The sequence below is a fragment of the Cupriavidus mimosae genome (assembly GCF_023952485.1).
Taxonomy (GTDB): domain Bacteria; phylum Pseudomonadota; class Gammaproteobacteria; order Burkholderiales; family Burkholderiaceae; genus Cupriavidus; species Cupriavidus taiwanensis_C.
The window spans coordinates 14,667-31,967 of record NZ_JALHRY010000019.1; the positions used below are offsets into that span (position 1 = coordinate 14,667).

16 protein-coding genes and 3 tRNA genes are annotated in these 17,301 nt (G+C 66.2%); 2 read left to right on the forward strand and 17 right to left on the reverse strand.

The genetic code is table 11. From position 1 onward, the window contains the following. Positions 1 to 6 precede the first annotated feature (6 nt). The 6 genes from MKD50_RS26290 to uvrC form a co-directional block, all read right to left on the reverse strand. Positions 7 to 1,239, reverse strand: a complete 1,233-nt coding sequence (locus MKD50_RS26290) for a cation:proton antiporter domain-containing protein (RefSeq protein WP_252669356.1) — start codon at positions 1,237 to 1,239, stop codon at positions 7 to 9. A gap of 349 nt (positions 1,240 to 1,588) precedes the next feature. Next, a tRNA-Cys gene (locus MKD50_RS26295) sits at positions 1,589 to 1,662 on the reverse strand. Between the two features lie 116 nt (positions 1,663 to 1,778). Further along, positions 1,779 to 1,854 (reverse strand) — tRNA-Gly (locus MKD50_RS26300). A 60-nt stretch (positions 1,855 to 1,914) separates the two neighbouring features. Then, positions 1,915 to 1,990 (reverse strand) — tRNA-Gly (locus tag MKD50_RS26305). Positions 1,991 to 2,161: 171 nt separating this feature from the next. Further along, positions 2,162 to 2,761 (reverse strand): CDP-diacylglycerol--glycerol-3-phosphate 3-phosphatidyltransferase, encoded by a 600-nt coding sequence (gene pgsA / locus MKD50_RS26310; RefSeq protein WP_115703878.1) that lies wholly within the window; start codon positions 2,759 to 2,761, stop codon positions 2,162 to 2,164. 117 nt (positions 2,762 to 2,878) lie between these two features. Beyond that, the gene (uvrC, locus tag MKD50_RS26315; RefSeq protein WP_252669394.1) at positions 2,879 to 4,897 is read right to left on the reverse strand and encodes an excinuclease ABC subunit UvrC; all 2,019 of its coding nucleotides are present in this window, start codon (positions 4,895 to 4,897) and stop codon (positions 2,879 to 2,881) included. 172 nt (positions 4,898 to 5,069) lie between these two features. Here uvrC and earP point away from each other — a divergent pair, with 172 nt between their 5' ends. Together earP and efp are read left to right on the forward strand one after the other, a co-directional pair. Continuing rightward, a complete protein-coding gene (gene earP / locus MKD50_RS26320) occupies positions 5,070 to 6,233 on the forward strand; it encodes an elongation factor P maturation arginine rhamnosyltransferase EarP (protein WP_252669357.1) in 1,164 nt (387 codons plus the stop codon). A gap of 204 nt (positions 6,234 to 6,437) precedes the next feature. After that, positions 6,438 to 6,998: an elongation factor P gene (gene efp / locus MKD50_RS26325; RefSeq protein WP_010814696.1), complete on the forward strand. Its 561-nt coding sequence runs from the start codon at positions 6,438 to 6,440 to the stop codon at positions 6,996 to 6,998. Positions 6,999 to 7,085: 87 nt separating this feature from the next. Here efp and nagZ read toward each other — a convergent pair whose 3' ends face one another. The 11 genes from nagZ to MKD50_RS26380 form a co-directional block, all read right to left on the reverse strand. Beyond that, a complete protein-coding gene (gene nagZ / locus MKD50_RS26330) occupies positions 7,086 to 8,135 on the reverse strand; it encodes a beta-N-acetylhexosaminidase (protein ID WP_252669359.1) in 1,050 nt (349 codons plus the stop codon). Between the two features lie 14 nt (positions 8,136 to 8,149). Beyond that, positions 8,150 to 8,572, reverse strand: coding sequence for a holo-ACP synthase (acpS, locus tag MKD50_RS26335; protein WP_111517564.1), 423 nt, complete (start codon positions 8,570 to 8,572; stop codon positions 8,150 to 8,152). Then, positions 8,569 to 9,351: a pyridoxine 5'-phosphate synthase gene (pdxJ, locus tag MKD50_RS26340; RefSeq protein WP_252669361.1), complete on the reverse strand. Its 783-nt coding sequence runs from the start codon at positions 9,349 to 9,351 to the stop codon at positions 8,569 to 8,571. Before pdxJ ends, acpS begins: the two co-directional genes overlap by 4 nt. Positions 9,352 to 9,389: 38 nt before the next feature. Beyond that, positions 9,390 to 10,277, reverse strand: coding sequence for a DNA repair protein RecO (gene recO / locus MKD50_RS26345; RefSeq protein WP_240072354.1), 888 nt, complete (start codon positions 10,275 to 10,277; stop codon positions 9,390 to 9,392). Between the two features lie 54 nt (positions 10,278 to 10,331). Then, the gene (gene era / locus MKD50_RS26350) at positions 10,332 to 11,267 is read right to left on the reverse strand and encodes a GTPase Era (RefSeq protein WP_115703889.1); all 936 of its coding nucleotides are present in this window, start codon (positions 11,265 to 11,267) and stop codon (positions 10,332 to 10,334) included. Then, entirely contained in the window at positions 11,264 to 12,034 is a 771-nt protein-coding gene (rnc, locus tag MKD50_RS26355) for a ribonuclease III (RefSeq protein ID WP_012353305.1), read from the reverse strand. Before rnc ends, era begins: the two co-directional genes overlap by 4 nt. Before the next feature lies 1 nt (position 12,035). Further along, entirely contained in the window at positions 12,036 to 12,431 is a 396-nt protein-coding gene (locus tag MKD50_RS26360; RefSeq protein ID WP_252669363.1) for a DUF4845 domain-containing protein, read from the reverse strand. A 46-nt stretch (positions 12,432 to 12,477) separates the two neighbouring features. Further along, complete coding sequence (lepB, locus tag MKD50_RS26365) at positions 12,478 to 13,377, reverse strand: signal peptidase I (RefSeq protein WP_240072355.1); 900 nt, start codon at positions 13,375 to 13,377, stop codon at positions 12,478 to 12,480. A gap of 96 nt (positions 13,378 to 13,473) precedes the next feature. Next, positions 13,474 to 15,267 (reverse strand): translation elongation factor 4, encoded by a 1,794-nt coding sequence (gene lepA / locus MKD50_RS26370; protein WP_115710143.1) that lies wholly within the window; start codon positions 15,265 to 15,267, stop codon positions 13,474 to 13,476. A 193-nt stretch (positions 15,268 to 15,460) separates the two neighbouring features. Further along, positions 15,461 to 15,766: a glutaredoxin family protein gene (locus MKD50_RS26375; RefSeq protein WP_115703897.1), complete on the reverse strand. Its 306-nt coding sequence runs from the start codon at positions 15,764 to 15,766 to the stop codon at positions 15,461 to 15,463. 12 nt (positions 15,767 to 15,778) lie between these two features. Then, entirely contained in the window at positions 15,779 to 17,266 is a 1,488-nt protein-coding gene (locus MKD50_RS26380; RefSeq protein ID WP_115703899.1) for a DegQ family serine endoprotease, read from the reverse strand. Positions 17,267 to 17,301: the final 35 nt, after the last annotated feature.

Genomic DNA, 17,301 nt, shown 5'->3' on the forward strand with positions numbered 1-17,301 from the left:
AGCCGCTCAGGCCGGCTGGGGATCCGCGCCGCGGCTGCGGCGCGCGGTGTACAGGTCGAGCATATGGAACAGCACGGGATTGAGCATGATCGACAGCAGCGCGCCGGCCAGGATCAGCGCCTGGCCGCGCTCGGGCAGGATTTTCAGATAGACCCCCAGGCTGGCGAGGATGAACGAGAACTCGCCGATCTGCGCCAGGCTGACCGCGATGGTCATGCCGGTCTGCCCCGAATGCCCGAAGGCACGCACGATCCCCAGCGCCGCCAGCGACTTGCCGACTACGATAATAAACACCGTCGCCAGCACGCCCCACGGGTCGTTCACCAGCACCATCGGGTCGAACAGCATGCCCACCGAAACGAAGAACAGCACCGCGAAGGCGTCGCGCAGCGGCAGCGATTCCTCGGCCGCGCGGTGGCTGAACTCGGATTCGGCCAGCACCATGCCCGCAAAGAACGCGCCCAGCGCGAACGACACGCCGAACAGCGCATAAGCGCCATAGGCCACGCCCAGCGCCGTCGCCAGCACGCCCAGGCGGAACATCTCGCGGTTGCCGGTCCAGACGATGCGCTCGAGCATCCACGGGATAAAGCGGCGGCCGATCACCAGCATCACCGCGACGAACGCAGCCACCTTGCCCAGCGTGGCGAAGATCGCCAGCACCACCTCGCCAGTTCCCGGGGCGCCATCGGCGGAAGCCGCGCCCGCGCCCGCCAGCAGGCCCGCCATGGCCGGCAGCAGCACCAGCGCCAGCACCATCGCCAGGTCTTCAACGATCAGCCAGCCGACGGCGATGCGCCCCTGCGGCGATTCCACCAGGTCGCGCTCCTGCAACGCCTTGAGCAGCACCACGGTGCTGGCCACCGACAGCGCCAGCCCGTACACCAGCCCCTGCCCCCACGACCAGCCGAAGCCCCACGACACCAGCATGCCCATCAGCGTGGCGATGCCGATCTGCACCACCGCGCCCGGAATGGCGATGCGCTTGACCGCCATCAGGTCCTTGATCGAGAAATGCAGGCCCACGCCGAACATCAGCAGGATCACGCCCAGCTCGGCCAGTTCCGGCGCCAGCGCCTGGTCGGCGGTGTAGCCGGGGGTATGCGGCCCCACCACGATGCCCGCGCACAGATAGCCGATCAGCGGCGGCAGGCGCAGCCGGCTGGCGACCGCGCCAAGGATAAAGGCCAGGACGATACCGCCGACGATGGTACTGATAAGCGGGGTGGCGTGATGCATGCGTGCGGGATTCCTCGTGTCAGGGGCTGAACGGCTAACCCGCTCCCTTGCCCTGGCAAGTGGCACAGCGCATCCGGCGCGCACCAGCGGTCAGCGCGGGACAGTCGCCGCAACCCTCGGCAGCAGCATCGGAACGGGGAAGAACGGGAAATGCCGCAGCGGCCCCGGACACGCCGGCGGCGCGTCACGGATCGGGGATGGCGATTGACTTGCTGCCCCGCGAACCAGGCCGCGGAGCCCCCCGAAAAGCGTACGACAGGAGTAATGTAACATGCCCGCCACGTCCGGGCGGGCGCAGCCAGCCCGGGAAAACAAAAACGGCGCCAAAAGGCGCCGTTCTGCTTGCAACTGGAGGCGGAGGTCGGAATCGAACCGGCGTACACGGCTTTGCAGGCCGCTGCATAACCACTCTGCCACCCCGCCAGGTGACGTGCTGCTGGATTGTATCCGCATTCCGCCAACGCTGCCGCATCGATGCGGCATGCCGGTTGCGGCGATTCAACCCAAACAAAAAGGGAAGCGCTGCTTCCCTTTGGGGATGGAGCGGGAGACGAGTCTCGAACTCGCGACCTCAACCTTGGCAAGGTTGCGCTCTACCAACTGAGCTACTCCCGCATACAACTTTGACTGCCGGCCCCGCACCGCTATGACCGCGCTGCCGGACCTGATTTGACCTGGAGCGGGAGACGAGTCTCGAACTCGCGACCTCAACCTTGGCAAGGTTGCGCTCTACCAACTGAGCTACTCCCGCAGGGCACTGCTAAAATCGATTCAAGGTGTTTTATGCCGCAACACGCCGATATCTCACAACATCTTGCGCTAAACCCACCTTATCTCGCTGCTTTCGCTTGCGTCGTCAGCAACGAGAATGAGATTATGCAAAGAACTGCCCTCTGCGTCAACCACTTTTTCGAATTTCTTTTCATTTGGGCGCACCTGCGCGCGCCACCACGTTGCTGCGTTCGCGGATCTGCGGCCAGGCCAGCTTCATGTAGTAGATCATCGACCACAGCGTCAGCACCGCCGCCAGATAGATCATCCAGGTGCCAAGCAGATGGGCATCAAAGCCGAACAGGCGGTCGCTGAACAGCAGCAGCGGAATCGCCACCATCTGCACGGTGGTCTTGAGCTTGCCGAGGAAATTCACTGCGACGCTCTTGGAGGCGCCGATCTGCGCCATCCACTCGCGCAGCGCCGAAATCGTGATCTCGCGCCCGATGATGATCAGCGCGATCAGGTCGGTGACCCGGTCCAGCGCCAGCAGCGACAGCAGCGCCGCGGTCACCATCAGCTTGTCGGCGACCGGATCCAGGAACGCGCCGAACGACGAGGTCTGGTTCCAGCGCCGCGCAAGGAAGCCGTCCAGCCAGTCGGTCACCGCGGCGATGATGAAGAACGCCGCCGCGGTAACGTTCTTGGTATGCATCGGCAGCCAGGCGTCGGGCAGGTAGAAGACCCCTACCACCAGTGGAATCATGGCGACGCGAAGCCAGGTCAGCAAGATCGGGATATTGAAGGGCATGGAACTCGGACGGCGGGGGGACGGTAACCAATCCTGCGATTGTCGCCGATTTCCGGGCCAATCGAGCATTTCCGGCGATTGGCGTGCCAGTCCGCCGCCGGTCACGGGCGGGCGCGGTCAGTGCAGCTGCCGGTAGATTTCCTCGGCAAGGCCGCGTGAAATGCCCTCGACGCTGGCCAGCTCGTCGATGCTGGCGGCCATCACGCCGCGCAGGCCGCCGAAGCGGGTCAGCAGCTTCTGACGCCGGCGCGCGCCGATGCCCTCGATTTCTTCCAGCCGCGAGGTGGTGCGCGTCTTGGCGCGGCGCGCGCGCATGCCGGTGATGGCAAAACGGTGCGCCTCGTCGCGGATCTGCGCCACCAGCATCAGCGCGGCACTGCCCTGGCCCAGTTCCAGCGCGGGGCGGCCATCGGCAAACACCAGCGTCTCCAGTCCCACCTTGCGGCCCTCGCCCTTGGCGACGCCGACCAGCAGGCCGATATCCAGACCCAGCTCCTCGAACACCTGCCGCGCCACCTCGACCTGGCCCTTGCCGCCGTCGATCAACACGATTTGCGGCACCATCGCCGCGGCTTCACTGCCACCCTCGATGCCGCCGTCTTCCTGGATCTGTTCGACCAGCTTCTGGTAGCGCCGCGTCAGCACCTGTCGCATCGCCGCGTAGTCGTCGCCCGGAATGATGTCCTGGATGTTATAGCGACGGTATTCGCTGTTCTGCATGTCGTGGTGGTGGTACACCACGCACGACGCCTGCGTGGCCTCGCCGGCGGTATGGCTGATGTCGAAGCACTCGACGCGCAGCAGCGCCAGGTCTTCCAGGTCCAGCCCGATGGTTTCCGCCAGCGCGCGCGTGCGCGCTTCCTGGCTGCCCTGCTCGGCCAGGCGGCGCGACAGCGCCAGCGCCGCGCCCTGCTGCGCCATCTCCAGCCAGATCTTGCGCTGGCCCTGCGGCTGCCGCACCAGCGCGACCTTGCGCCCGGCGTGCAGCGCCAGCGCCTCGAGCACCGCGCCATCGTCCGGCACATGGCTGACCACGATGATGGGCGGCGCCGGCTGCTCCAGGTAGTGCTGCACCATGAAGGCCGACAGCACGCGCGTGGCGATGCGGTCCACCGTCAGCGGCAGCGCGGCGTCCGGGGCGCCGGACTCGTCGGTGGCCTCGTCGGGGCCATCCTCGGCGCGCTCGTCAGCATCCTCGACGATCATCGCCGCCTCGTCCGCATGGGCCGGGAAGTAGGCCTTGTCGCCCAGGTGCCGCCCGCCGCGCACCATCGCCAGGTTGACGCAGGCGCGGCCACCTTCGACCGCAACCGCCAGCACGTCGATGTCGCGCGCCTGGCCGCCCACCTCTTCCACCGCCTGGCGCTTGAGCACGGTCGACAGCGCCGCGATCTGGTCGCGCACCGCCGCCGCCTGCTCGAATTCCAGGCGCTCGGCGTGCTGCTCCATCTTGCCCTGCAGGCCTTCCAGCACCTCGCTCTGGCGCCCTTGCAGGAAGCTCGCCGCGTTGCCGACATCGCGCGCGTAATCCTCTTCGCTGATGGCATTGACGCACGGCCCGGTGCAGCGGTGGATCTGGTGCAGCAGGCACGGCCGCGTGCGGTTGTTGAAGACGGTGTCCTCGCAGGTGCGCAGCTGGAACACCTTCTGCAGGATCTGCATGCTCTCGCGCACTGCATAGGCGCTGGGGAACGGGCCGAAGTACTGGTGCTTGCGGTCGGTCGCGCCGCGGTAGTACGCCATGCGCGGGAAGCGGTGCCCGGTCAGCTTCAGGAACGGGTACGACTTGTCGTCGCGGAACAGGATGTTGTAGCGGGGCGCCAGCGCCTTGATCAGGTTGTTCTCGAGCAGCAGCGCCTCGGCCTCGGTGCGCACCACCGTGGTCTCGATGCGCGTGATGCGCGACACCATCATCGCGATGCGCGGCGACAGCTGAGTCTTGTTGAAGTAGCTCGACACCCGCTTCTTCAGGTCGCGCGCCTTGCCCACATAGAGCACGTTGCCGTTCGCGTCGAAATAGCGGTAGACGCCGGGCAGGCCGGGCAGGCGCGAGATGACCGGGCGGGCGTCGAAGGGCTCGGCCGGGGCCTCGGCCGGGGTTTCAGCCTGTGCTTCGGCTGGCGCAGCGGGAGGCATCTCGGCGTGCGACTCGGCCGGTACCTCGTCGGCGGGTTTCTGAGAATCGGGTTGCTGGTCTGACATGTGGGGACGGTGACCGCTGCGGACCGGCGCACGTCAATGCCGCGCGGCCTCTAAAATCGCAAGTTTAGAGCAATTCAACCGGGCGCCGCGCCGACCTCCACCTCTCATGCCTATCCGCTCCTGGGACATCTTCTGCACCGTGATCGACAACTTCGGCGACATCGGCGTCTGCTGGCGGCTGGCCCGCCAGCTGGCGCAGGAGCACGGGCACGCGGTGAGGCTGTGGGTCGACGACCTGGCCAGTTTCACCCGGCTGGCGCCGGAACTGAACACCACCGCGGCAGTCCAGCACGTCGCCGGCGTGGAAATCCGCCCCTGGCATCCGGCCGCCGCGCCCGGCCAGGCCGACGGCACCGCCGGCGCCACGCCGCACGATGCCGTCATCGAAGCCTTCGCCTGCCACTTGCCGCCAGCGTTCCTCGAGCGCATGGCGGCGCGCGTGCCCAAGCCCGCGTGGATCAACCTGGAGTACCTGAGCGCCGAAGCGTGGGTGCGCGAACATCACGCGATGCCGTCGCCCCACCCCCGCCTGCCACTGGTCAAGCACTTCTTTTTCCCCGGCTTCGAGCCCGGCACAGGCGGGCTGCTGCGTGAAGCGATGCTGGGCGCGCAGCGCGCCGCGTTCCTGGAGGGCGCGGCGGCGCAGGCGTCACTGTGGCATCGACTTGGCGTCACGCCACTGACCGATGCACTGCGCGTGAGCCTGTTCGCCTACCGCAACCCCGCGCTGCCGGCGCTGCTGGAGCAATGGCGCGACGGCACCGAGGCCGTCCATTGCCTGGTGCCGGCCGGGCTGGCGGCCAGCCAGGTGGCGCAGTGGCTCGGCGCCCCGCTCGAGCCGGGCCGGCCGGTCGCGCGCGGCAGCCTGTGCGTGCAGGCCGTCCCGTTCGTGCGGCAGGAACACTATGACGAACTGCTGTGGGCCTGCGACCTCAACTTCGTGCGCGGCGAAGACTCCTTCGTGCGCGCGCAGTGGGCGGCGCGTCCGCTGGTCTGGCACATCTATCCGCAGGACGACGAGGCCCACCGGGTCAAGCTCGATGCCTGGCTGGGGCTCTTCTCGAAGAGCGGCGTGGCGCCGGCAGCGGCCGCCGCGCTGGCCGATTTCTGGCACGCCTGGAACGGCTACGGCAATGCGCCCGAGTGGCCGCGGCTGCGGGCGCAGCTGCCGGCCCTTGCGGCAAGCGCGCCGCGCTGGGAGCGGCGTTTGCAGCATCCAGGCGACCTTGCCGCCAACCTGGTGGCGTTTTGCGAAAATCAGGTAAAATAACCGGTTGATCCAAATGGCGACCGGGCCGGAGAACCAGGGTCTTGCCGGGCGTGAACCACCACGCGGGGCAATGGCCTAAAGCAAGCTGGGCACGGGGTCGCGAGCGCGTGGATCCGGGCTCTCGCGGGCTTACCGCGGGCACGCCGGCAGCGCGCCTTCGCCATTCCAAATTCCTAGACTTTATTTTTCAGGAAATCAGTTCAGATGAAAATCGCACAGGAACTCCGCGTCGGTAACGTGTTCATGATCGGCGGCGATCCGATGGTCGTGCAGAAGGCCGAGTACAACAAGTCGGGCCGCAACGCCGCTGTGGTCAAGATGAAGTACAAGAACCTGCTGACGGACGCACCGGGCGAATCGGTGTTCAAGGCCGACGACAAGTTCGAAGTGGTGGTGCTCGAGCGCCGCGAATGCACCTACTCGTACTTCGCTGACCCGATGTACGTGTTCATGGACGCCGACTACAACCAGTACGAAGTCGAGAAGGACAGCATGGGTGACTCGCTGAACTACCTCGAGGACGGCATGAACGTTGAAGTCGTGTTCTACAACGACAAGGCCATCTCGGTCGAAATGCCGACCACGCTGGTCCGCGAGATCGTCTACACCGAGCCGGCCGTCAAGGGCGACACCTCGTCGGGCAAGGTGCTCAAGGGCGCCAAGATCAACACCGGCTTCGAACTGCAAGTGCCGCTGTTCTGCAACATCGGCGACAAGATCGAAATCGACACCCGCACCGGCGAATACCGCAGCCGCGCCAACTAAGGCGCCGGTCTGGCCCCGCTTCAACGCGGGGCGTGCAAACAAAATGGCAGCCTCGGCTGCCATTTTTGTTTGCGCACTTCACGCCGTTCAGGCGATCAGCTCGTGTTCCTTCAGCGTGCGCAGCGCGGCGCGGTACTCACCTTCCTGCTGCAGCTTGTTCCAATCGAGCGGCTTGCGGCGCGCGAACAGCTTGCGGATGCGGCGCTGCGAGGCCTTGCCGATCTCGACGTCCAGTTCGCTCAACAGCTGGTCGGCGCGGTCCGGGTGGTTACAGATCAGCACCATATCGCAGCCCGCGCTCAGCGCGGCGCGCGCGGCCTCGGTGACGGTGCCGGCGACGCTGGCACCTTCCATGCTCAGGTCGTCACTGAAGATCACGCCCTCGAAGCCCAGTTGCGCGCGCAGCACGTCCTGCAGCCAGTAGCGCGAGAAGCCGGCCGGGCTGGGGTCGACCTTGGGGTAGATCACGTGCGCCGGCATCACCGACGACAGCGACAGGCCCAGCCATTCATATGGGCGCGCATCCTGGCCCAGGATCTGGTCCAGCGTGCGCTCGTCGACCGGGATCGCCACGTGCGAATCCGCCTCGACGTAGCCGTGGCCGGGAAAATGCTTGCCGCAGTTGCTCATGCCCGCCAGCAGCAGACCGTGGTTCAGGTGGCCGGCAAGCATCGACACCACGCGCGGGTCGGCGTGGAAGGCGCGATCGCCGATCACGGCGCTGCGGCCGTAGTCGAGATCCAGCACCGGGGTGAAACTCAGGTCGATATCGCAGGCGCGCAGCTCGGCGGCCAGCACGTAGCCGCAGGCGACTGCCGCCTTGGTCGCGGCCAGCACATCGCGCTCCCATAGCTCGCCCAGGCGGTGCATCGCCGGCAGGTGGGTAAAGCCGTCGGTCTTGCAGCGCTGCACGCGGCCGCCTTCATGGTCGATGCAGATCAGCACGTCGTCGCGCACCGCGCGGATCGCGCGCGTCAGCGCCTGCAGTTGGGCGCGCGACTCGAAATTGCGCGCGAACAGGATCACGCCGCCGGTGAGCGGATGCGCGATGCGGCGCGCGTCTTCCGCGTCGAGCTGCTTGCCGACGACATCGAGGACCACCGGGCCCGGCCGCTTGCCGGAATTCTTCTTGGACATGGAAGGGGTTGGGTTCACAAGGCTGTAGGTTGAGACGCCGCCGCGCCGCTGCGCTCTGCAATGGCGAAGGCGACTGCGTAATCATGTTCATCACTGACACTGACCCGCACGACCAGCCCGCGTTCCGCCAGCCACGCAGCCAGCTCGCCATGGCACACCGCGGTGGGCTCGCCGGACGGCAGGTTCATCAGTTCCATCGCGCGCCACGTCATCGGCCAGCGCATGCCCAGGCCGATCGCCTTGGAGAACGCCTCCTTGGCCGCGAAGCGCGTCGCCAGGAACGCCAGGCCGCGCTTTTCCGAACGGGCCTTGCGGGCGTGATACTTGGCCAGCTCGTCGGGGCCCAGCACCTTTTCGGCGAAACGGCCGTTGGTGCGCGTCATCACGCCCTGCACGCGCGCGATCTGGATGATGTCGGTGCCGATGCCGTAAATCACGCCGGGGTGCCCCCGGCCGGATATTGCGTGCCCAGGCGCGCGGCCACCATGATCGCCTTCATCTCGCGCACCGCGTTCTCCCAGCCCGCGAATACCGCATGCGCGACGATGGCATGGCCGATGTTCAGCTCCTTGATGCCCGGCAGCGCCGCAATCGGCTGCACGTTGGTGTAGTGCAGCCCGTGTCCGGCATTGACCACCAGGCCATGCTTCTGCCCGGCATCGGCGCCGTCGGCGATGCGGCGGAACTCGGTCGCCTGCTCGTCAGCGGTATGCGCGTCGGCATAGCGGCCGGTGTGCAACTCGATCACGGGCGCGCCGCAGGCCGCGGCCGCGGCGATCTGGTCCACGTCCGGATCGATGAACAGCGACACGCGGATGCCGGCAGCGGCCAGCTGCGCGCACGCCGCTTTCACCTGCTCGAAGCGGCCGGCCACGTCCAGCCCGCCCTCGGTGGTCACCTCTTCGCGGCGCTCCGGCACCAGGCACACGTCCTGCGGGCGGATCTCGCAGGCGATGTCGAGCATCTCCTGCGTGATCGCGCATTCGAGGTTCATGCGCGTGGCCAGTTGCGGGTGCAGCGCGCGCACGTCGGCATCGCGGATATGGCGGCGGTCTTCGCGCAGGTGCAGCGTGATCAGGTCGGCGCCGGCCTGCTCCGCCAGCAGCGCGGCGCGAATGGGATCGGGGTACACCGTGCCGCGCGCATTGCGCAGCGTGGCCACGTGGTCGATATTGACGCCAAGGTCGATGACGCCCGGATTTGCGTGGAAGATCATGCGAGCAGGTGCAGGAGTAAGTCAGAGGTTTTTGTCGGTTACAGATACTGCAGGTCGATCAGTATCTGGCGCGTCTTCAGCGGCGCGCCTTGCAGATAATAATGCAGCAGGAAACGCATCAGCGCGCGGCTTTGCGCGGCGGTCTGCGCGCGGCTGTAGTCGTCCTGCGCCATGTCCAGCAGGGTCTGGCCCGAGACCACCGGCCACGTCGACGGATCGCTCGGCTGGGCGCGGCGCACGCCGCGCTCGGGCTGGTAGACATAGTCATGGCCCGGCAGCACCCGCTCGCCGGTGCTCAGGCACTGGTCGAACGCCACTGCGAAACCGGTTTCCTGCAGCAGCACGCGCTCGAAGCCGCGCAGCACCAGGCCGGCCGGCTCACCATGCGCCAGTCGCGTCAGCGTCGACAGGTAATGGCGGAACAGCACCGGATGCGCGTCCTCGCGCGGGCAGAAGCGCATCAGCAGTTCGTTCAGGTAGAACGCCGACAGCAGCGCGTCGCCGGCCAGCGGCGGCATGCCGCCGACCCACTCCGCCTTGGTCAGGGTCTTGACCTCGCCCCGGCCGCTCCATGACACCGAGACCGGATGGAAGTGCTGCAGCACCGCGCGCAGCGCCGAGTGGGGCCGCTTGGCGCCCTTGGCCACCATCGAGATGCGGCCGTAGTCGCGCGTGAACAGGTCCAGGATCAGGCTGGTCTCGCGGTACGGCCAGGCGTGCAGCACGAAGCCGGGCTGCTCGGCCACGCGCGATTCGGGCCGCGCCGGCACGATGCGCATGGCGCGATCCATCATCGCGCGCGCGGCGGCGTCGGCCATGCCTGGAAGCGCGCCGCTGTCGAGCAGTTCGGCGGCCTCGTCGACCACGGGGTCGGCGCGCCGGGCCTTGGGGGCAGGCGCGCGCGCGATGTCAGCGGTCTTGCTCACGGGGCGCTCGCTGAGGGCTCGCTGTCGGGTTGGGCGTCGGGATCGTTGCCGGGCTCACTCGTAGCCGTATGCGCGCAGGCCGGCTTCGTTGTCGGCCCAGCCGCTCTTCACCTTGATCCACATTTCCAGGTAGACCTTGCCGTCGAACAGCTTTTCCATGTCGAGGCGGGCCTCGGTCGAGATCTGCTTGAGCTTGCTGCCCTTGTTGCCGATGATCATGGCCTTGTGCGCATCGCGCTCGACCAGGATGGTGGCAAAGACGCGGCGCAGGCGTCCTTCGGTCTCGAACTTGTCGATGATTACGGTGCTGGTGTACGGGAGCTCGTCGCCGGTCCAGCGGAACACCTTCTCGCGGATGATTTCCGATGCCAGGAAGCGCTCGCTGCGATCGGTCATGGCGTCGGCGTCGTACATCGGCTCGCCCTCCGGCAGGTAAGGCCGGATGATCTCGAACAGCCGCGCGATATGGTCGCGGGTCTTGGCCGACATCGGCACCACTTCGCGGAACGGGAACAGCTGCCCCATCTTTTCCAGGAAGGGCATCATAACTTCCGAGCGGTTCTCGCCGATGCGATCGAGCTTGTTGGTCACCAGCAGCACCGGCGTGTTCTTCGGCAGCAGCGACAGCACCTTCTCGTCGTCGGCGCCGTAGTAACCGGCCTCGACCACGAACAGCACCAGGTCCACCGACGACAGCGTGGACGTGACCGCCCGGTTCAGCGAACGGTTCAGCGCGCTGGCGTGGCGGGTCTGGAAGCCCGGCGTGTCGACGAACACGTACTGCGCGTCATCGGTGGTCTGGATGCCGACGATGCGATGCCGCGTGGTCTGCGCCTTGCGCGAGGTGATGCTGATCTTCTGGCCGACCAGCGCGTTCATCAGCGTGGACTTGCCCACGTTGGGGCGGCCGACGATGGCCACGGTGCCGCAGCGGAACGCCGCGGCCGGGGGATCCGCCGCGTCTTGCTGCGGATGGGTAGATTCGGTCATTCCTTCAACCTGAGAGACAGCTGCGGGTCCTGCGGCTGGGGTTGCTTGCGGGTCTTGCCGGTACGCTCGGCGCGGCTGCGCTTGAGCAGCTGCGGCACCAGCTTCTGGACTTCATCGAGCGCCAGCTTGGCGGCGGCCTGCTCGGCGGCGCGCCGCGACGCGCCGGTGCCGAACACCCGGACTTCCAGTTTAGGCACGGTGCACTCGACTTCAAACTGCTGGCTGTGCGCGGCCCCGTGTGTGGCGATTACGTTATATTGCGGCAGGGCAATCTTGTGGCCCTGCAGGTATTCCTGCAGCAGGGTCTTGGCATCCTTGCCCAGCGTGCGCGGGTCGACCTGCTCCAGGATCGGGATATAGAGCTTGCGGATCAGCGCCCGCGCGGCATCGAAGCCGGCGTCGAGGAATACCGCGCCGACGATGGCTTCGAGCGCATCCGCCAGGATCGAGGGGCGGCGAAAGCCGCCGCTCTTCAGCTCGCCCTCGCCCAGGCGCAGGGTATCGGACAACTGCAGCATCTGGGCGATCTCATACAGCGCCTGCTGCTTGACCAGGTTGGCCCGCACCCGCGACAGGTCGCCCTCGTCGAGCTTGCCGAACATGCCATAGAGCATGTCAGCCACGGCGCAGTTGAGCACCGAGTCGCCGAGGAACTCCAGGCGTTCATTGTGCTGGGCGCTGTGGCTGCGGTGCGTCAGCGCCTGTTGCAGCAATTCGGGCTTGCTGAATCGGTAGCCGAGTCGTTGCTGCAAGGCGTCAAGGTTCATATCAATGCTGCGTTCCTGAATAGGTAATCAACAGGCTCAGGGGTCCGTAGACTGGCACCTCGGTGCGGTACGAGAAATCGACCGACTGGATGGTGCCGTTATCGTCTTCCCGGATCAGCAGGTCTTCGCCCTTGACCGCGGTAATGCGGTCGATGGCGGCCTGCTTTTCGAAGAATTCGACCACTTCACGTTTGTTGGCGGCGCGCTGCTTGGCATAGCCCGCGGCGCGCTTGACCGAAAAATATTCCACCAGGCTCGGGATCGCGCGCAGCGCCGGCAAGGCCACGCCGACCACGAACACCACGATCACCAGCAGCGTCCACACGGAAAACCCGCCGGCATCAACCCGGCGCCGTGCCGGACGGTTCCCTGCCCCCACCTTCCCAAATCGACCCATCGCGCCTGCCCTCGTTTTGTTGAGTGTTCTTGCGCCGCGGAGATGCTTATTTAAACGATCCCACGCGTCCGAAATTGCCCAGGTTCATCCAGATCACGAACGCCTTGCCGACGATGTTCTGGTCCGGCACGAAACCCCAGTAACGGGAGTCGAGGCTGTTGTCGCGGTTGTCGCCCATGACGAAATAGTGACCTGCAGGTACCTTGCAAGTCACGCCCTGTTGATTGTAGGTGCAGTTGTCCCGGTACGGAAAATCCGGATCCGCGCCGGCGATAAAGGCCGGCCGGTCGGCGTCGTTCAGGATGCCATGGTCGACGCCGCCCGGCAGCTTTTCGCGGAAATGGCGTGAATAGGCCAGGCGCTCCTCGTCGAGGAAATCCGGCAGCGCGGTGTACTCGGCCGGCTTGCCGTTGATGGTCAGGCGCTTGTTGGCGTACTGCACCACGTCGCCCGGCACGCCGATGACGCGCTTGATGTAGTCGAGCGACGGGTCCTTCGGGTAACGGAACACCATCACGTCGCCGCGCTGGGGCTCGCCCATGTCCATGATCTTCTTGTTCACCACCGGCAGGCGGATGCCGTACTCGTACTTGTTGACGAGGATGAAGTCGCCGATCAGCAGCGTCGGGATCATCGAGCCGGACGGGATCTTGAACGGCTCGACCACGAACGAGCGCAGCACGAACACCGCCAGGATCACCGGGAAGAAGCTGGCCGAATACTCCAGCCACCACGGCTGGCGCAGCTTTTCCTCGGCCAGGCGCTTGCGCGTGGCGTCGGCATCGGCCGCACCGAAGCCGCCTTGCAGGCGGCCCTGCTGCGAATCGAACTCGGCCAGCGCAAGCCGCGCCGAAGAGCGGCGCTGCCGCTCGAACACGAGCTTGTCGGCCACCCACGCCACGCCCGTAATCACCACCAGCACAAAAAGGATCAGTGCAAAATTCATGACGGCTTCTGGTTCTTGGAAATCCTGGTACAGCCTGTTCTGTCCCCACGCCGGCAAGGGTGCGGGGGCGTCGCCCCTGCCACTGCCCGCGGCAATTTACTTGTCGTCGACTTGCAGGATGGCCAGGAAGGCCTCTTGCGGAATCTCGACGGTACCGACCTGCTTCATCCGCTTCTTGCCTGCCTTCTGCTTTTCCAGCAGCTTCTTCTTGCGCGAGATATCGCCGCCGTAGCACTTGGCCAGCACGTTCTTGCGCAGCGCCTTGACGTTTTCGCGCGCGATGATGTTGGAGCCGATGGCGGCCTGGATCGCCACGTCATACATCTGGCGCGGAATGATCTCACGCATCTTCGCCGCGACTTCGCGCCCGCGGTATTGCGAATTGGAGCGGTGCACGATCACCGACAGCGCGTCGACCTTGTCGCTGTTGATCAGGATATCGACCTTGACCACGTCGGACGGCCGATATTCCTTGAACTCGTAGTCCATTGACGCATAGCCGCGCGACACCGACTTCAGGCGGTCGAAGAAATCCATCACGATCTCCGCCATCGGGATCTCGTAGGTCAGCTGCACCTGCTTGCCGTGGTAGCTCATATTGATTTGCGAGCCGCGCTTCTGCGTGCACAGCGTAATCACCGAGCCGACATATTCCTGCGGCATATACAGGTTGACGGTGACAATCGGCTCCAGGATCGCCTCGATCTTGCTCGGGTCGGGCATCTTCGCCGGATTTTCGACGGTCATCATGGTGCCGTCGCGCATCTCGACCTGGTACACCACCGTCGGCGCGGTCGTGATCAGGTCCATGTCGAACTCGCGCTCGAGGCGCTCCTGCACGATCTCCATGTGCAGCAGGCCGAGGAAGCCGCAGCGGAAGCCGAAGCCCAGTGCCTGCGACACCTCCGGCTCGAACATCAGCGAAGCGTCGTTCAGGCGCAGCTTTTCCAGCGATTCACGCAGCGCCTCGTATTGGTTGGCTTCCACCGGATACAGGCCGGCAAACACCTGCGGCTTGACTTCCTTGAAGCCCGGCAGCGGCGCTTCGGCCTTGCGCTGCACGGTGGTGATGGTGTCACCGACCTTGGCCGCCTTCAGTTCCTTGATGCCGGCGATGACAAAGCCCACCTGCCCGGCGGTCAGCGCGTCGCGCTGGATCGACTTGGGCGTGAACACGCCCACCTGCTCGACCAGATGCTGCGCGCCGGTGGCCATCAGCAGCACTTTGTCCTTGGTGCGCAGCGTGCCGTTGACCACGCGCACCAGCATCACCACGCCGACGTAGTTGTCGAACCACGAGTCGATGATCAGCGCCTGCAGCGGCGCGTCGGCGTCGCCCTTGGGTGGCGGCACCTTGGCGATCAGGGCCTCGATCACGTCCTGCACGCCCTGCCCGGTCTTGGCCGAGCACGGCGTGGCATCCTGCGCGTCGATGCCGATGACGTCCTCGATCTCCTGGATCGCGCTGTCCGGGTCGGCCTGCGGCAGGTCGATCTTGTTCAGCACCGGCACCACTTCCACGCCCAGCTCGATCGCGGTGTAGCAGTTGGCGACGGTCTGCGCCTCAACCCCCTGCGAGGCGTCGACCACCAGCAGCGCGCCTTCGCAGGCGGACAGCGAGCGGCTGACTTCATAGCTGAAGTCGACGTGTCCCGGGGTGTCGATCAGGTTCAGGTTATAGATCTTGCCGTCGCGCGCCTTGTAGCTCAGCGCGGCGGTCTGCGCCTTGATGGTGATGCCGCGCTCTTTCTCGATATCCATCGAGTCGAGAACCTGCGCTTCCATCTCCCGATCCGACAGCCCTCCACAAAGCTGAATGATCCGGTCGGCCAGGGTGGACTTCCCATGGTCGATGTGGGCAATGATCGAGAAATTACGGATATGGTCCATCTAGTGTTCAGGAAGCGCCGGCTGAAAGCCCGGGCGGCAACAAGCGTGAGCGGCCGGGCGCCGCGCGCCGCAAGGCGTGCGCGGGCATACCGCGGGTTCGGGGGTGCAATTTTTGCGCCAATCCGCAATTTTACCGGATTTTCAATGACTTCCGGGTCGTCAAATGGTGACGTGGCGCGGATGCCGGCAGCGTTCAGCGGTCGGTGCGGCCCGCGCCATGTGCGGCAAGCCAGACCCTTGTCGCCGCCTCGTCAAGGAAATAGTGACAAAGGGGCGCGGCATTCGCCGACGAGTCTGCCGGCAAGTCCGCCGGCGTGCCGGGCATCAGCACCGGTACCAGCTCGCCAAAGCGCGCCTCCAGCGCGACATCGGCGTCGACATCGACTTCATGAAGGATGAAAGAAAAATCGCGCCGGAGCGGCTCCAGCGCGACTTTCATGTCTTCGCACAAGTGGCAGTACGCCCGGCCGTACAGCGTCAGCGCGGGCGTCGCGGCCATGGCTAGTCGAGATCAGCGCGTCGAGGCGGCGCCGGGCCGCAGCGTCAGCACCTGGGTGGCGTCGCCGCGCCGCACGAATACCGCGGCGATCCGACTCTTGTCCAGGCCGCGCACCAGTTCGTTGAACTGGCGCGCATTGGTCACGTCGGTGTCGCCCAGGCGCAGGATGATGTCGCCTGGACGGATGCCGGCACGCAACGCCGGGCCATCGGCCAATTCGACCTCGACGCCGGACTTGAGCTTGAGCTCTTTCAGGCGCGCCTCGGGCAGGTCGCTGACCACCAGGCCCAGCGCATTCGGCTTGCCGGCCTGCGGCGCGCTGTCGTCCTTGGGCGCCGCCCCGCTGCGGGCGCGGGCCTTGCCGTCCGGCTCCAGCTCGGCGACGGTGATGCTGACCTCGCGGGTCGCGCCCTTGCGCCACAGCTGCAGCGGCACGCGCGTGCCGGGCTTGGTCTCGCCCACCATGCGCGGCAGGTCCGAGGCCCGCTCGATATCGCGGCCATTGAACTTCAGGATGATGTCGCCCGCCTCGATGCCCGCCTTCTCGGCGGGACCGCCCGGCTCGACGCTGCCGACCAGCGCACCGCGCGCGCGGCCCAGGCCCAGCGAATCGGCAACCTCCTTGGTGACGTCGCCGATCGCCACGGCAATGCGGCCGCGCGTCACGCGCCCGGAAGACTTGAGCTGCTCCGACACGCGCATGGCTTCGTCGATCGGGATCGCGAACGAAATCCCCATGTAGCCGCCGCTGCGGCTGTAGATCTGCGAGTTGATGCCGATCACTTCGCCGCGCAGGTTGATCAGCGGCCCGCCGGAATTGCCGGGATTGACCGCGACGTCGGTCTGGATGAACGGGAGGTAGTCGCCGGTGTCACGGCCCTTGGCCGAGACGATGCCGGCGGTCACGCTGTTGTCCAGACCGAACGGCGAGCCGATCGCCAGCACCCACTCGCCGGCGCGGACCTTGTTGGAGTCGCCCAGCGGCAGGCGCGGCAGCCCGCTGGCCTCGACCTTGAGCAGCGCTACGTCGGTGCGCTTGTCGGAACCGATGAGCTTGGCCTTGAACTCGCGCTTGTCCGGCAGCGTCACGTAGATGGTCTCGGCGTCGGCGACGACGTGCGCGTTGGTCATCACATAGCCATCCTGGCTGATGATGAAGCCCGAGCCCACGCCTCGGCTCTGCTCTTCCTGCTGCGGCGGCTGGCCGCGGCGCGGCGGGGTGCCGGGCGCAGGGGCGCCGGGCATCGGCACGCCGAAGAAGCGGCGGAAGAATTCGGCCATCTCGTCGTCGCTGCCCGGCGCGCCGCGCTGGCGCACCAGTTCGGTGGTGCGGATATTGACCACGGCCGGGCTGGCCTTCTCCACCAGGTCAGTGAAGTCGGGCAGGTTGTAATTGGAGGCAGCGGCCTGGGCGTGGCTGACTTCGGCAACGGTCGGGCCGAGCAGCATCATGGCAGCCATGACCACGGCCCGCGCCAGGGCTGGAGATCTGAACATCATCGACAACTCCCGGGATTCAGCGAAAAGAAGAAAAA

Bases quoted from the DNA above. Each gene is read 5' to 3' on its own strand.
- MKD50_RS26290 (WP_252669356.1), bottom strand. From the start codon at position 1,239: ATGCATCACGCCACCCCGCTTATCAGTACCATCGTCGGCGGTATCGTC.
- pgsA (WP_115703878.1), bottom strand. From the start codon at position 2,761: ATGCCCTTCAATATCCCGATCTTGCTGACCTGGCTTCGCGTCGCCATG.
- uvrC (WP_252669394.1), bottom strand. From the start codon at position 4,897: ATGCCTCCCGCTGCGCCAGCCGAAGCACAGGCTGAAACCCCGGCCGAG.
- earP (WP_252669357.1), top strand. From the start codon at position 5,070: ATGCCTATCCGCTCCTGGGACATCTTCTGCACCGTGATCGACAACTTC.
- efp (WP_010814696.1), top strand. From the start codon at position 6,438: ATGAAAATCGCACAGGAACTCCGCGTCGGTAACGTGTTCATGATCGGC.
- nagZ (WP_252669359.1), bottom strand. From the start codon at position 8,135: ATGTCCAAGAAGAATTCCGGCAAGCGGCCGGGCCCGGTGGTCCTCGAT.
- pdxJ (WP_252669361.1), bottom strand. From the start codon at position 9,351: ATGATCTTCCACGCAAATCCGGGCGTCATCGACCTTGGCGTCAATATC.
- era (WP_115703889.1), bottom strand. From the start codon at position 11,267: ATGACCGAATCTACCCATCCGCAGCAAGACGCGGCGGATCCCCCGGCC.
- rnc (WP_012353305.1), bottom strand. From the start codon at position 12,034: ATGAACCTTGACGCCTTGCAGCAACGACTCGGCTACCGATTCAGCAAG.
- MKD50_RS26360 (WP_252669363.1), bottom strand. From the start codon at position 12,431: ATGGGTCGATTTGGGAAGGTGGGGGCAGGGAACCGTCCGGCACGGCGC.
- lepB (WP_240072355.1), bottom strand. From the start codon at position 13,377: ATGAATTTTGCACTGATCCTTTTTGTGCTGGTGGTGATTACGGGCGTG.
- lepA (WP_115710143.1), bottom strand. From the start codon at position 15,267: ATGGACCATATCCGTAATTTCTCGATCATTGCCCACATCGACCATGGG.
- MKD50_RS26375 (WP_115703897.1), bottom strand. From the start codon at position 15,766: ATGGCCGCGACGCCCGCGCTGACGCTGTACGGCCGGGCGTACTGCCAC.
- MKD50_RS26380 (WP_115703899.1), bottom strand. From the start codon at position 17,266: ATGATGTTCAGATCTCCAGCCCTGGCGCGGGCCGTGGTCATGGCTGCC.